This is a genomic window from Sphingomonas vulcanisoli (assembly GCF_011761305.1).
Lineage (GTDB): Bacteria > Pseudomonadota > Alphaproteobacteria > Sphingomonadales > Sphingomonadaceae > Sphingomonas_I > Sphingomonas_I vulcanisoli.
In genome coordinates this window covers 37,881-51,228 of the sequence record NZ_JAAOZC010000008.1, presented here as the reverse complement: position 1 = coordinate 51,228, position 13,348 = coordinate 37,881, and the positions used below count along the sequence as shown (strand labels likewise).

Sequence of the window (13,348 nt, the reverse complement as noted above, 5' to 3'; positions counted from 1 at the left end):
GGCTTACGCCATCCCCTCTCCCCTGCCCCTCTCCCACAAGGGGAGAGGGGTAAGTGTTCCTTTCCCGCACCGAATTCTTCATCGCCAAACGCTATCTCTGGCCCGGGAAGGGCGAGGGAATCATCGCGGTGGTTGTCGGCTTCAGCCTGATCGGCGTGATGCTCGGCGTCGCGGCGCTGGTCGTGGTGATGAGCGTGATGAACGGCTTCCGCGCCGAGCTGTTCGACAAGACCACAGCGCTCAACGGTCACGCCGTCGTTCAGGGCTATGACGGCAAGCTGGCCGATTGGCAGCGTATCGCCGCCGTCGCCAAGGCGACACCCGGGGTCGTCTCCGCCGTGCCGCTGATCGAGCAGCCGCTGATGGCGTCGAGCGAGGGCCGCGTCGAAGGCGTACTGGTGCGCGGGATGCGCCTCGAAGACATTCGCAATGGCACGATCGGCAAATCGGTCACCGCCGGCCATATCGCCGACGTCGCCCCCGGCTCCAACAACGTCGCCATCGGTTCCCAGCTCGCGCAGCAATTGGGCGTCGGTGTTGGCGCCTCGATCAGCCTGATCAGTCCCCAGGGCCAGACCACCCCCTTCGGCACCGTGCCGCGCATCGTCAGCTATCGCATCGCCGCGATCTTCGAGGTCGGCGTCTATGATTATGACAAGGCGTTCGTGGTGATGCCGATTGCCGACGCGCAGACCCTGCTGATGCTGGGCGATGCGGTCGGCATGATCGAGGTGCAGACCGTGGATGCCGATCGCGTCGGCCAGATCCTCGCTCCCGTCGCGCAGGCCGCGCGCGGCTCCGGCGAGGTGCGCGACTGGAAGCAACTCAACTCCAGCCTGTTCGAGGCGCTCGCGGTGGAGCGAGTGACGATGTTCGTGGTGCTGTCGATCATTATCATCGTCGCAGCGTTCAACATCCTTTCCTCGCTGATCATGCTGGTCCGCGCCAAGACACGCGACATCGCCATCCTGCGGACGATGGGCGCGACGCGGGGATCGATGCTCCGCATCTTCATGAGCGTCGGCCTGACGATCGGCCTGCTCGGCACCGTCGGCGGCCTGATCCTGGCCGCGATCTTCCTCTATTTCCGCCAGGGTGTGGTGAATGCCGCGCAGTTCGTCACCGGCCAGAATCTGTGGGATCCCTCGATCCGTTTCCTCTCGGAGTTGCCCGCGCGCGTCGATGCGATCGATGTGATCGGCACGGTGGTGATGACCATCGTATTGTCGCTGCTGTTCACGCTCTACCCGGCGCTGCGGGCGGCGCGGACCGATCCCGTGCAGGTGCTGCGCTATGAGTGATGCGCTCATCGTCCGCGATCTGCGGCGGACCTTCACGCAAGGATCGAAGTCGATCGAGGTGCTGCGCGGCGTCGATCTCACCGTCGCGCAGGGCGAGATCGTTGCGCTGCTCGGCCCCTCGGGCACGGGTAAATCGACTTTGCTGCAGGCGGTCGGGCTGCTCGAGGGCGGTTTCTCGGGCAGCATCCGTCTGCTCGATGAGGAAGCCGCCAGCCTGGATGACGGTGGCCGCACCCGCCTGCGCCGCGAGGCGCTCGGCTTCGTCTATCAATTCCACCACCTCCTGCCGGACTTCACCGCCGAGGAGAATGTGATCCTGCCGCAGATCATCCGTGGCAAGACACCCGCCGAGGCGTCCGAGCGCGCCAGGGCCTTGCTCTCGGCGCTGGGCCTTGCCGACCGCCTCGATCACCGCCCCGCCCAGCTTTCCGGCGGCGAACAGCAGCGCGTCGCCGTCGCCCGCGCGCTCGCCAACAAGCCCGCGCTGGTCCTCGCCGACGAACCGACCGGCAACCTCGACGAAGGCACCGCCGATCGCGTGCTCGGTGAATTCCTGCGGCTGGTCAGGGGCGAGGGTGCGGCGGCCTTGGTCGCAACGCACAACGAGCGGCTGGCGGCCAAGATGGATCGCATCGTGCGGCTTCACGAGGGCGTGCTGGGCTAAGCGAATGCGTCCCGGAAACTCCCCTCCCTTAAGGGAGGGGAGAAAAGGCCTTACTTGCCCTTGCAGGCGGCCTTGGTCTTGTTGCCCGCTTTCGAGCAATCATAGGTGATCGTCTTGCCCGTCTTGGTCTTGGTGGTCACCGAACTGCCGCTCGCGGTCGCGACGGAGGCGCTGCTTTTCTTCTCGGTCTTGACCGTCGCCTTGGTCGCCCCGATTGCGGGCTTGGTCGTGGTGGTCACGGTCTTGTCAGACGTCGCGGTCTTGGTGCTGGCGGCGGGCGTCTGCGCGATGCTCGCGCCCGAAAGCGCAAGCGCGGCGGCTACGGCAACGAAATGAAGCGTCTTGATCATAGCGATCCTCTCTCTGCCCGCGATTGATGCGGTGCGGGTCTAAGCTACGCCGCGAACGAACCGATGGCCATCCCGCCCGCCGGAGAGCGGTCAGGCAGCGCGCGGAACGATCCGGTCCAGCTCTTCGCCGTGCAGGCGCTTGACCTCTTCAAGGTCATAATCAGCTTGGAGACCGAGAAAGAATCCTTCGGACATGCCGAAATAGCGCGCAAGCCGCAGATCTATGTCGGCATCGATGGCCGCCGAACTTGCAACAACAGCCTCAAGCCGAGGCCGCGCGATCCCGGCAGACAAAGCAACCTCGCCTACCGAAATATCGCTGCCGATCAAAAAGTCCTCACGCAGGATATCGCCCGGATGCACGTTCGGCAGCCGGTCGCTTTCCTCAATGATAGTCCTCGATCCGGACATTTTCCGCGCCTCGTTCGGACCAGGTGAAGCAGATGCGCCACTGATCGTTGATGCGGATACTATATGTCCCTTTGCGGCTCCCCTTCAACTCCTCGAACCGATTGCCACGCGGGATGCGAAGTTCGGCGGGTTGGGAGACGCGGTATAGCTGGCGGAGTTTGCGGCGTGCGACGTCCTGGATATCGGATGGCAGCTTGCGGCTACGTTCGCCCTGCCAGACGCGCTGCGTTTCCGTGTCGGCGAAATTTATAATCATAAAAGCTCGCAGAGAAGAGTGCCAGGTTTCTCGCGATCCACGCGGCTGGCGTCTGATCTCTGCACTTACAGCGGCAGGAGCTGGGGGTGACGCAGTAACTCTCTACAGCCAGATCGAAATGAGATCAACCAGCACAATACTTCAACTCCGCGCCCTCTTCTCCGCCCGCACAGCCTTCGCCTTGCCGTACCGCGTCTGCCGCGTCCCCGGTTTGCCCAGCGTCGAGTTGCCGCGCATCGGCGCGCGGCTGGGTTCGCTGGGGAGGCCGAGTTCGTCATTTTCCAGCTTGCGGATCTCGTCGCGGAGGCGGCCGGCTTCCTCGAATTCCAGATCGGCGGCGGCAGCGCGCATCTTCTTTTCGAGATCCTCGATGTAGGCGCGCAGATTGTGGCCGACCATGTTGTTGCGGTCGTCGATCTCGAGATCGACGGTGACCTGATCCTTGGAGGACAGATGGCCGACAATATCGGCGACGCTGCGCTTCACGCTCTCGGGCGTGATGCCGTTGGCCTCATTAAACGCGATCTGCTTCTCGCGGCGGCGCGAGGTTTCGGCCATCGCGCGCTCCATCGATCCGGTGATGCGGTCGGCATAGAGGATCACCTTGCCGTCGATGTTGCGCGCCGCGCGGCCGATCGTCTGGATCAGCGAGGTTTCGGAGCGCAGGAATCCCTCCTTGTCTGCATCCAGGATCGCGACCAGCCCGCATTCGGGAATATCGAGCCCCTCACGCAGCAGGTTGATGCCGACCAGCACATCATAGACACCAAGCCGGAGATCGCGGATCAGCTCGATCCGCTCTAGCGTCTCGACGTCCGAGTGCATGTAGCGGACCTTGAGCCCGGCCTCGTGGAGATATTCGGTCAGATCCTCCGCCATCCGCTTGGTCAGCGTGGTGACCAGCGTGCGATAGCCCTTCGCGGCAACCTGCTTGCACTCGTTGACCAGATCATCGACCTGATCCTCGATCGGGCGAATCTCGACAGGCGGATCGATCAGCCCGGTCGGGCGGATCACCTGTTCGGCGAAGACACCGCTGGTCTGCTCCATCTCCCAGGGGCCTGGCGTCGCCGAGACATAAACGGTCTGCGGGCGCATCGCCTCCCACTCGTTGAAGCGCAGCGGCCGGTTGTCGATCGCAGAGGGCAAGCGGAAGCCATATTCGGCGAGCGTGATCTTCCGGCGATGGTCGCCGCGCGACATGCCGTTGATCTGGCCGATCGTCTGGTGGCTTTCATCCACGAACAACAAAGCATTCTCGGGCAGATATTCGAACAAAGTCGGCGGCGGTTCGCCGGGCATGCGGCCGGTGAGGAAGCGCGAGTAATTCTCGATGCCGGAGCAGGAGCCGGTGGCGGCGATCATCTCCAGATCGAAATTCGTGCGCTGCTCCAGCCGCTGCGCCTCCAGCAATTTGCCCTCGGCGTGCATCTCCTTGAGCCGCTCGGCCAGTTCGAAGCGGATCGCCTCCATCGCCTGCTTCATCGTCGGGCCGGGGGTGACGTAGTGCGAGTTGGCGTAGACGCGGATATCGTTGAGGCTGGCGCTGGTCTTGCCGGTCAGCGGATCGAATTCGCTGATCTGATCGATTTCGTCGCCGAAAAAGCTGATCCGCCACGCCGCATCGTCGAGGTGGCTGGGAAACAGCTCGAGATTGTCGCCGCGCACGCGGAAATTGCCGCGGTTGAACGCCTGATCGTTGCGCTTGTACTGGAGCGCGACCAGCTTGCGGATGATCTCGCGCTGATCGACCGTCTGGCCCTTCTTCAGATCGAAGATCATCGCCGAATAGGTCTCGACCGATCCGATGCCGTACAGGCAGGAGACCGAGGCGACGATCAGCACATCGTCGCGCTCCAGCAAGGATCGGGTGGCCGAATGGCGCATCCGATCGATCGCCTCATTCACCGAGCTTTCCTTCTCGATATAGGTATCGGAGCGGGGGACGTAGGCCTCGGGCTGGTAATAATCATAATAGCTGACGAAGAACTCCACCGCATTGTCCGGGAAGAAGCTCTTGAACTCGCCATAAAGCTGGGCGGCGAGGATCTTGTTGGGGGCGAGCACCAGCGCCGGGCGGTTCAACTGCTCCACCACCTTGGCCATGGTGAAGGTCTTGCCCGAACCGGTAACGCCCAGCAGCACCTGATCGCGCTCGCCCTGCTCGGCCTGCGCGACCAGCTCGGCAATCGCGGTCGGCTGATCGCCCGCGGGCTCGTAATCGGAAACGATGCGGAACGGCCTGCCGCCCTGGCTTTTCGCGGGCCGCTCGGGGCGATGGGGGATGAAGGACTGGCCGGTCTCGGGCTCTTCGAGACTCGTGCGGATCTGGATCGCCATGGGAACAGATATGGGGTGGGGCAGGGCGGAGCGCCAGAGTTTCATCCTCCCCCGCCAGGGGGAGGTGGCGCCGAAGGCGTCGGAGAGGGAGGGCGGCGGCGACCTATCAAGGTCTTCCAGTCCTCCCCCTCCGTCAGCTGCGCTGCCACCTCCCCCTGGCGGGGGAGGATTGGGTAGGCATGCGCAGCATTCCGCCTTAGACCGCTCCGCGTCATGTTCGATCTCGAAGCCTATCTCGCGCGCACCCGCCTGCCGCTCGCGCCAACGCCCGATGCCGAGGGCCTCGCCATCCTCCAGCGCGCGCACCGTTTGGCGATCCCGTTCGAGAATCTCGATATCGCGCTCGGCCGGGGTATCGCCATCGATAGCGATAGCGTCTTCGCCAAGCTCGTGCAGAGCCAGCGCGGCGGCTATTGTTTCGAGCATGGCCGCCTGTTTCTCGATGCGCTGGAGGCGCTCGGCTTCGAGGCGCGGCCGCTGCTCGCGCGGGTGTGGCTCGGCGGTGGAGACGAGGTGCCGCCGCAGACGCACACGCTGGCGCTGGTGACGATCGATGGCCAGCAATGGATCGCCGATGCGGGCTTTGGCGCGGCCTATTCGCCGCCGATGCCGCTCAGCGATGGTGAGGAGGCCGATGCTCCTGATGGCGCACGCTTCCGCCTCGCCCGCGATCCCGTGTTCGGCTGGATGCTGAGCCGCAACGGTGATCCCGCCACCACCGATGGCCGCATCGATGCCGCCGCCGAGGGCCGGGGCTGGCAGCGGCAATGCAGCTTCACGCTCGATCCGGTCTATCCGAACGACCTGATCCTGGCCAACCATTGGGTCTCCACCGCCGCCGAGAGCCGCTTCGTCCAGCACCGTATCGTCAGCGGCGTGCTGCCGCACGGCTTCGCCGGCCTGACCGACACACGCTATCACCGCCGCAACGGCGAACAGGCGACCGAGGCGGAGATCACCGATCCGCGCGTTTATCGGATGCGGCTATCGATGATGTTCGGAATCGACCTGAGCGCGGAGGAAGCGGCGATGTTGGTGGGCCTGCAAGCCGCATGAGCCGCACAAACCCCGTTCGTGTCGAGCGAAGTCGAGACAGGTTTGATCTGCCCGCTTGCAGCACGTCCCTCGACTTCGCTCGGGACAAACGGCGGGGGGTGGCGTTGTGACCCGCGTGCGATCGATCCTCGGCGGGGCGGCGGGCAATCTTGTCGAATGGTTCGATTGGTACGTCTATTCGGCTTTCTCACTCTATTTCGCGCCGGTCTTCTTCCCCGGCGGCGATCCCGCCGCGCAATTCCTCAAGACCGCGAGCGTGTTTTGGGCGGGGTTTCTGATGCGGCCGATCGGCGGCTGGCTGATGGGGCGGATCGGGGACCGGCACGGCCGCAGGACGGCGCTGGCGCTTTCGGTGGGGATGATGGGCGGCGGATCGCTGCTGCTCGCGGCGACGCCGGGCTATGCGCAGATCGGCGCGGCGGCCCCCGCCTTGCTGCTGATCGCGCGGATGCTGCAGGGGCTCAGCCTGGGCGGCGAATATGGCGCGGCGGCGACCTATCTCAGCGAAGTTGCCGAGCCTGAACGGCGCGGCTTCTGGTCGAGCTTCCAATATGTCACGCTCTATGGCGGGCAGTTGCTCGCGCTCGGCTTGATTCTGGGGATGCAGGCAAGCGGGATCGGCGAGGCGGCGCTGGCGAGCTGGGGCTGGCGCGTCGCCTTCGTCGTGGGGGCGGCGCTGGCGTTCGGCATCTTCTGGCTGCGGCGCGGGCTCGCCGAGAGCCCCGATTTCGTCGCCGAGCCTAAGGCGGAAAAGAAAGCCGGGGGCATCGCGGTGCTGTGGCGCGATCATCGCCGCGGGGTGCTGATCGCCTTCGGGCTGGCGATGGGCAGCAACGTGATCTTCTACACCTTCACCACCTATATGCAGAAATATCTGGTGGTGACCTCGGGCTTCCCCAAGGACATCGCGAGCCGGATCTGCGCGGGCGCGACGTTCCTCGCCATCCTCGCGCAGCCGCCGCTCGGCGCACTGTCCGATCGGATTGGGCGCAAGCCGCTGCAATATGCGTTTGGGTTTGGCGGCCTGTTGCTGACCGTGCCGATCATGGTCGCGATCGGGCGCACCCACGATGCCGGAGCGGCGTTCGGGCTGATGCTGTGCGCTCTGGCGATCATCAGCTGCTCCACCGCGACCAACGCCGCCTTGAAGGCCGAGCTCTTCCCGGTCCACGTCCGCGTGCTCGGCGTCGGCCTTCCCTATGCGCTCAGCCAGAGCCTGTTCGGCGGATCGGCGGAGACATTGGCGCTGGCGCTCAAAGGCGCAGGGCATGAGGTGCTGTATTTCTATTATGCCAGCGCGATGGCTGGGGTCGCGCTGATCGCCGCCTTTTACTTACGCGAAAGCGCGCCGCGCCTGACGGGGAAAACCTGATGCTCAGACTCTACGCCCATCCCTTCTCCTCCTATTGCTGGAAGGTGCTGATCGCGGTGTGGGAGAATGATATCCCGTTCGAATATGCCCATCTCGAACAGGGCGAGCATGGCGCGGAACTGGCGGCGCTGTCGCCGCTGGGGAAGATGCCGCTGCTCGTCGACGGCACAGAGGTGGTGCCCGAGACGACGATCATCATCGAATATCTCCAGCTCAACTATCCCGGCCCGGTGAAGCTCATCCCCGACGACCGGCAGGCCGCGCTGGAGGTGCGCAAGCTCGATCGCCTTGCTGACAATTATCTCGCCAACGTCCTGCAGATCCCGGTCTGGGATGCGATGCGCCCGGAAGCCGAACGCGATTTCGTCGGCGTCGCCAAGGCCCGCGCCGATCTCGTCAAAGCCTATGATTGGTGGGAAAGCCAGATCGCGCATCAGCCGGAATGGGCCTGGGCGCAATTCAGCCTCGCCGATTGCGCCGCCGCGCCCGCGCTTTTCTATGCCGATTGGGTACAGCCCTTCGCCGAGACGCACCCGGCTCTGTACGCCTATCGCCAGCGCCTGCTCGCCAGGCCGAGCATCGCGCGTGCCGTGGAGGAGGCGCGGCCTTACCGCGCCTATTTCCCGCTCGGTGCCCCCGATCGGGATTGACGCCTAAGCTTTCGCTGCCTCGGCATAGAGCGCGAAGACGCGAGCGGCGCCATCCGCTGCCCGCTCCAGCCACTCCGCGCCGCCGGCCTCCGCCGCATCATCGAGTGCGGCGCCGAAAGCCCGCCATTCGCCCGGCAGATGCCCGGCGTTGAGATAGGCCTTCGGCAAGCTCTCCGGCACGCCGCGCGCCAGCATCGATCCGCCGAGCCGCGATCCTTCGATCACATAGGCATAGCCGAACGCCTCGGCCGCATCGGCGGGCGGCGGTAGATCGAGCGCGGCGGGCATCGGCCGGCCCAGCGCGGCCAGATCATCGGCAAGCAGCGCGGCGCGGGGCCGGAGCGGCGGCACTTCCGCCAGCCCCGCCAGCACCGCCTCGACTGCGGGCAGCGCGCGGGCATGGGCTTCGAGAAAGCCGATATAGCCGTCCCGATCGGCAAGATCGAAGCGGCCGAAATGCGCGTCGACATTTTCGTGCCGCCCGGCGGTGGCGGCGCGAAGCGCGGAATGGGCTGTGGGCGATCCGGCCATCCCCGCCACGAGTGGCAGGCGCTACCGGCCGCGTCCAGTCTCCTCTTGCAGCGCATCGATCCGCTTCGAGGCTTCGGCCTTGGTCAGCGCCTCGTCAAATCCTCCCCCGGAAGGGGAGGTGGCGCGCGCAGCGCGTCGGAGGGGTGTCCCGCTATCGAGAGGGCGATACCCCTCCGTCAGCCCTAACGGCTGCCACCTCCCCTTGCAGGGGAGGATGTGAAGATCGCCCCAAATGTCGATCCGTCCTAGCGCATCGCGCCGCGCACGCTATCTAGGAAACCATGCCGCCTCTCGCCGTCACCACCGCCAAGCCTGAGGCGGGCTTCGCCACGCTGCGCCGCTTCCTGCCCTATCTGTGGCCGAAGGGCGGAACCGAGCTGAAGCTCAGGATCACGGGCGCGATGCTGTTCGTGCTCGCGTCCAAGATCGTCCAGGTGTTCGGCGCCGCCTATACGCTCAAATATGCGGTCGATCGCATGGCGCGCGGCGACAAGGCCGGGGTCGTGGTCGTCGTCGCGTTGGTCATCGGCTATGCCGCCGCCCGCTTCGGCTCGACCCTGTTCGACAATCTGCGCAACGTGGTGTTCGAGCGTGTCGGCCAGACCGCCACCGCCGATCTTGCCGCCAACGTCTTCCGCCATCTCCACAATCTCTCGCTGCGCTTCCATCTCGAGCGGCGGACGGGCGCGGTCACCAAGGTGATCGAGCGCGGCACCAAGAGCATCGATACGATGCTCTATTTCATCCTGTTCAACATCGCGCCGACCGTGCTGGAACTGGCGATGGTGCTGGTGCTGTTCTGGCGCAACTTCGGCCTGCCGATGGTCGTAACCACGATCGTGATGGTCGTGATCTACATCACCTTCACGCGCAAGGTCACCGATTGGCGCAGCCATCTGCGCGAGCGGATGAACGATCTCGATACCGGCGCGGTCGCGCATGCGGTGGACAGCCTGCTCAATTTCGAGACGGTCAAATATTTCAACGCCGAGGTGCGCGAGGCGACCCGCTACAACAAGGCGGTCACCGCTTATGCCGCCGCCGCGACCAAGAGCGAGAACAGCCTGGCCTGGCTCAACATCGGCCAGGCCTTCATCACCAACGCGATGCTGGCGGCGGGCATGGCCTTCGTCGCGCACGGCTGGAGCCAAGGCCGTTTCTCGGCGGGCGACGTGGTGTTCATCTCGACCCTGCTCGCGCAGCTGTTCCGCCCGCTCGATCTGCTCGGCATGGTCTATCGCACGATCCGCCAAGGCATCATCGATATGGAGGCGATGTTCCGCCTGATCGATACGCCGCAGGAGATCGTCGATGCGCCCGGCGCGCCCGCGCTCGTCACCGAGGGCGGCACGGTGCGGTTCGAACATGTCGATTTCGCCTACGATCCCGAACGCAAGATCCTCCACGACATGGATTTCACCGTGCCGGCCGGGCGGACGCTGGCGGTGGTCGGCTCGTCCGGTGCGGGCAAATCGACGCTCGCGCGGCTGCTGTTCCGTTTCTACGACGTCACCGGCGGGCGGATCACGATAGATGGGCAGGATATCCGCGCGGTGACGCAGGAGTCGGTCCGCCGCGCGATCGGCATCGTCCCGCAGGATACCGTGCTGTTCAACGATACGATCGGCTACAATATCGCCTATGGCCGCGACGGCGCGACGCAGGCCGATGTCGAGGCCGCCGCCAAAGGCGCCGCGATCCACGATTTCATTCTGAGCCTGCCCGATGGCTATAAGACGCGCGTCGGAGAGCGCGGGCTCAAGCTTTCGGGCGGTGAGAAGCAGCGCGTCGCGATCGCGCGCACTTTGCTCAAGGATCCCACCGTGCTGATTCTCGACGAGGCGACCAGCGCGCTCGACAGCCGCACCGAAGGCGAGATTCAGGAGACGCTGCAGCGCGTCGCCCAGCGCCGGACGACGATCATCATCGCGCACCGGCTCTCCACCATCGTCGGCGCCGATCAGATTTTGGTGATGGAGGGCGGCCGCATCATCGAACGCGGCACCCATGGCCAATTGCTTGGCCGCGCGGGCACCTATGCCGACATGTGGGCGCGCCAGCAGGCCGAAGAGGAAGAGGCGCAAGAGGCGGCGGAGTAAGGGTGCGGACATTTCCGTTCGTCCCGAGCGAAGTCGAGGGACGTGCCGCATGCGCTGACGCCGAACGTGTCTCGACTTCGCTCGACACGAACGGGGTTGATGGTGCGCGGGACGGGCTTAGAACCGCCTCCAACAAAACCATAAGAGGCCCTCAATGATCCGCACGCTGATGCTCGCCACCACCATGCTCGCCGCCATGCCGGCGTTCGCTGCCAACCCCTTCGCCACTCCCTCAACGCTGCCCTATCAGGCGCCGCGCTTCGATCTCATCAAGGACGGCGATTACCAGCCCGCGATCGAGCAGGGCATGGCCGAGCAGATCGCCGAGGTGAAGGCGATCGCCGACAATCCCGCCGCCCCGACGTTCGACAACACGATCGTCGCGCTCGAAAAGTCGGGCCGGATGCTCGATCGCGCCGGCACCACCTTCGGCAATGTCGTCCAGGCAAACACCAACGATACGCTCGACAAAGTGCAGACCGAGGAAGCGCCCAAGCTCGCCGCGCATCAGGATGCGATCAACCTCAATCCCAAGCTGTTCGCGCGGGTGAAGGCGCTGTGGGACAAGCGTGCGTCGCTCGGCCTCGATACCGAGCAGACGATGCTGCTCAAGACCTATTATCAGGGCATGGTCCATGCCGGTGCGTTGCTGTCGCCCGCCGACAAGCTGAAGCTGCAGGCGCTCAACAAGCAAACCTCCACGCTGGAAACCGCCTTCCAGCAGAAGCTGGTCGCAGGCGCCAAGGCGGGCGGGCTGGTCGTGAGCGATCCCAAGGCGCTCGACGGGCTCAGCGCCGCCGAGATCGCCGCCGCGGGCCAGGCGGCCAAGGATCGCAAGCTCGATGGCAAATATGTCCTGCCGCTGCAGAACACCACACAGCAGCCCTCGCTCACCGCGCTCAACGATCGCGAAACCCGCCTCGCCCTGTTCAAGCAGAGTTGGACCCGCACCGAGAAGGGCGATGCCAACGATACCCGCGCGCTGATCTCCGAACTGGCGCAGCTGCGCGCGCAAAAAGCCAAGCTGCTCGGCTACCCGACCTATTCCGATTATGTGCTGTACGATCAGATGGCCAAGACCAGCGCCGCGGCGCTGGGCTTCGTGCAGCAATTCACTCCCGCGCTGCGCGCCGCCGAGGATAAGGAAGCCGCCGATATTCAGGCGCTGGTCGATAGCCAGAAGGGCGGCTTCAAGGCCGGGCCGGCCGACTGGAATCATTATGCCGAGCAGATCCGCCGCACCCAATATGCGATCGACGATACTGCGCTGAAGCCCTATTTCGAGATCGGTAAGGTGCTGACCGACGGCGTGTTTTACGCCGCCAACCAGCTCTACGGCCTCACCTTCAAGGAACGGCACGACATTCCGGTCTATCATCCGGATGTTCGCGTGTTCGAGGTGTTCGAGGAGAATGGCGCCCCGCTCGGACTCATGTATTTCGATTATTGGAAGCGCGACAATAAGGCGGGCGGCGCCTGGATGAACAATTTCGTCGCGCAATCGAAGCTGCTCGGCACCAAGCCGGTGATCTACAATGTCGGCAATTTCACCAAGCCCGCGCCCGGCCAGCCCGCGCTGATCAGCTTCGAGGACGTCACGACGATGTTCCACGAATTCGGGCATGCGCTGCACGGCCTGTTCGCCGATCAGCAATATCCGAGCCTCTCCGGCGCCAATACCGCGCGCGACTGGGTGGAATTCCCCAGCCAGTTCAACGAACATTGGGCGCTCGATCCCAAGATACTCGCGCATTATGCGGTCGATTACCGCACCGGCGCGCCGATGCCGCAGGATCTGGTCGATAAGCTCAAGCGCAGCCAGACCTTCAACCAGGGCTATAAGCTGGGTGAGGCGATCACCGCGATGCAGCTCGATCTCGCCTGGCACACGCTGCCCGCCACGGCGCCGCGCCAGGATGTCGATGCGTTCGAGGCCAAGGCACTGGCCGCGACTGGGCTGAACACGGATGCGGTGCCGCCGCGCTACCGCTCCAGCTACTTCCTGCACATCTGGGCCAACGGCTATGCCTCGGGCTATTACGCCTATAGCTGGACCGAGATGCTCGACGATGATGCCTTCGCCTGGTTCACGAGCCACGGCGGCCTCACCCGCGCCAATGGCCAGCACTTCCGCGACACCATCCTCTCACGCGGGCACACGCTGGATTATGGCGACATGTACCGCAGCTTCGCGGGCAAGGATCCCGATGTGCAGGCCATGCTGAAGCAGCGCGGATTGAAGTGATCCAACTCCCCCTCCCCTTCAGGGGAGGGGGCCGGGGGGTGGGGGCGAGCGGAGCGAGCTCCGTCCAAGACTC

The 13,348-nt window shown here is 64.8% G+C and carries 13 protein-coding genes; 7 read left to right on the top strand and 6 right to left on the bottom strand.

From position 1 onward, the window contains the following. The first annotated feature begins 53 nt into the window (after positions 1 to 53). The gene (locus FHS31_RS13510) at positions 54 to 1,301 is read left to right on the top strand and encodes a lipoprotein-releasing ABC transporter permease subunit (protein WP_167074402.1); all 1,248 of its coding nucleotides are present in this window, start codon (positions 54 to 56) and stop codon (positions 1,299 to 1,301) included. Next, on the top strand, positions 1,294 to 1,965 hold the full coding sequence (locus FHS31_RS13505) for an ABC transporter ATP-binding protein (protein WP_167074400.1): 672 nt from the start codon (positions 1,294 to 1,296) through the stop codon (positions 1,963 to 1,965). Before FHS31_RS13510 ends, FHS31_RS13505 begins: the two co-directional genes overlap by 8 nt. Positions 1,966 to 2,015: 50 nt before the next feature. Here the strand turns inward: FHS31_RS13505 and FHS31_RS13500 are convergent, their stop codons facing one another. The 4 genes from FHS31_RS13500 to uvrB form a co-directional block, all read right to left on the bottom strand. Further along, on the bottom strand, positions 2,016 to 2,315 hold the full coding sequence (locus tag FHS31_RS13500) for a hypothetical protein (protein ID WP_167074398.1): 300 nt from the start codon (positions 2,313 to 2,315) through the stop codon (positions 2,016 to 2,018). 90 nt (positions 2,316 to 2,405) lie between these two features. Next, a complete protein-coding gene (locus FHS31_RS13495; protein ID WP_167074396.1) occupies positions 2,406 to 2,726 on the bottom strand; it encodes a HigA family addiction module antitoxin in 321 nt (106 codons plus the stop codon). Continuing rightward, complete coding sequence (locus tag FHS31_RS13490) at positions 2,701 to 2,982, bottom strand: type II toxin-antitoxin system RelE/ParE family toxin (RefSeq protein WP_167074394.1); 282 nt, start codon at positions 2,980 to 2,982, stop codon at positions 2,701 to 2,703. The genes FHS31_RS13495 and FHS31_RS13490 overlap by 26 nt, the downstream gene beginning before the upstream one ends. A gap of 141 nt (positions 2,983 to 3,123) precedes the next feature. Beyond that, a complete protein-coding gene (gene uvrB / locus FHS31_RS13485) occupies positions 3,124 to 5,322 on the bottom strand; it encodes an excinuclease ABC subunit UvrB (RefSeq protein WP_167074392.1) in 2,199 nt (732 codons plus the stop codon). Positions 5,323 to 5,535: 213 nt separating this feature from the next. Here uvrB and FHS31_RS13480 point away from each other — a divergent pair, with 213 nt between their 5' ends. From FHS31_RS13480 to FHS31_RS13470, 3 genes are all read left to right on the top strand, one after another. After that, on the top strand, positions 5,536 to 6,378 hold the full coding sequence (locus tag FHS31_RS13480) for an arylamine N-acetyltransferase family protein (protein ID WP_167074390.1): 843 nt from the start codon (positions 5,536 to 5,538) through the stop codon (positions 6,376 to 6,378). 106 nt (positions 6,379 to 6,484) lie between these two features. After that, complete coding sequence (locus tag FHS31_RS13475; protein WP_341786362.1) at positions 6,485 to 7,750, top strand: MFS transporter; 1,266 nt, start codon at positions 6,485 to 6,487, stop codon at positions 7,748 to 7,750. After that, positions 7,750 to 8,400, top strand: a complete 651-nt coding sequence (locus FHS31_RS13470) for a glutathione S-transferase family protein (RefSeq protein WP_208408721.1) — start codon at positions 7,750 to 7,752, stop codon at positions 8,398 to 8,400. Before FHS31_RS13475 ends, FHS31_RS13470 begins: the two co-directional genes overlap by 1 nt. A 3-nt stretch (positions 8,401 to 8,403) precedes the next feature. On the opposite strand, the gene FHS31_RS13465 is transcribed toward FHS31_RS13470, so the two are convergent. After that, positions 8,404 to 8,931 carry a biliverdin-producing heme oxygenase gene (locus tag FHS31_RS13465; protein WP_208408720.1) on the bottom strand — a complete coding sequence of 176 codons (528 nt, stop codon included), beginning with the start codon at positions 8,929 to 8,931 and terminating at the stop codon, positions 8,404 to 8,406. A gap of 21 nt (positions 8,932 to 8,952) precedes the next feature. Continuing rightward, the gene (locus FHS31_RS16805) at positions 8,953 to 9,018 is read right to left on the bottom strand and encodes a DUF3072 domain-containing protein (RefSeq protein ID WP_243843472.1); all 66 of its coding nucleotides are present in this window, start codon (positions 9,016 to 9,018) and stop codon (positions 8,953 to 8,955) included. A 194-nt stretch (positions 9,019 to 9,212) separates the two neighbouring features. Here FHS31_RS16805 and FHS31_RS13455 point away from each other — a divergent pair, with 194 nt between their 5' ends. Together FHS31_RS13455 and FHS31_RS13450 are read left to right on the top strand one after the other, a co-directional pair. Continuing rightward, positions 9,213 to 11,030 (top strand): ABCB family ABC transporter ATP-binding protein/permease, encoded by a 1,818-nt coding sequence (locus tag FHS31_RS13455; protein WP_167074383.1) that lies wholly within the window; start codon positions 9,213 to 9,215, stop codon positions 11,028 to 11,030. Between the two features lie 154 nt (positions 11,031 to 11,184). Continuing rightward, on the top strand, positions 11,185 to 13,275 hold the full coding sequence (locus tag FHS31_RS13450; protein ID WP_167074381.1) for a M3 family metallopeptidase: 2,091 nt from the start codon (positions 11,185 to 11,187) through the stop codon (positions 13,273 to 13,275). Positions 13,276 to 13,348: the final 73 nt, after the last annotated feature.

Bases quoted from the DNA above. Each gene is read 5' to 3' on its own strand.
- FHS31_RS13505 (WP_167074400.1), top strand. From the start codon at position 1,294: ATGAGTGATGCGCTCATCGTCCGCGATCTGCGGCGGACCTTCACGCAA.
- FHS31_RS13500 (WP_167074398.1), bottom strand. From the start codon at position 2,315: ATGATCAAGACGCTTCATTTCGTTGCCGTAGCCGCCGCGCTTGCGCTT.
- FHS31_RS13495 (WP_167074396.1), bottom strand. From the start codon at position 2,726: ATGTCCGGATCGAGGACTATCATTGAGGAAAGCGACCGGCTGCCGAAC.
- FHS31_RS13490 (WP_167074394.1), bottom strand. From the start codon at position 2,982: ATGATTATAAATTTCGCCGACACGGAAACGCAGCGCGTCTGGCAGGGC.
- uvrB (WP_167074392.1), bottom strand. From the start codon at position 5,322: ATGGCGATCCAGATCCGCACGAGTCTCGAAGAGCCCGAGACCGGCCAG.
- FHS31_RS13480 (WP_167074390.1), top strand. From the start codon at position 5,536: ATGTTCGATCTCGAAGCCTATCTCGCGCGCACCCGCCTGCCGCTCGCG.
- FHS31_RS13470 (WP_208408721.1), top strand. From the start codon at position 7,750: ATGCTCAGACTCTACGCCCATCCCTTCTCCTCCTATTGCTGGAAGGTG.
- FHS31_RS13465 (WP_208408720.1), bottom strand. From the start codon at position 8,931: ATGGCCGGATCGCCCACAGCCCATTCCGCGCTTCGCGCCGCCACCGCC.
- FHS31_RS13455 (WP_167074383.1), top strand. From the start codon at position 9,213: ATGCCGCCTCTCGCCGTCACCACCGCCAAGCCTGAGGCGGGCTTCGCC.
- FHS31_RS13450 (WP_167074381.1), top strand. From the start codon at position 11,185: ATGATCCGCACGCTGATGCTCGCCACCACCATGCTCGCCGCCATGCCG.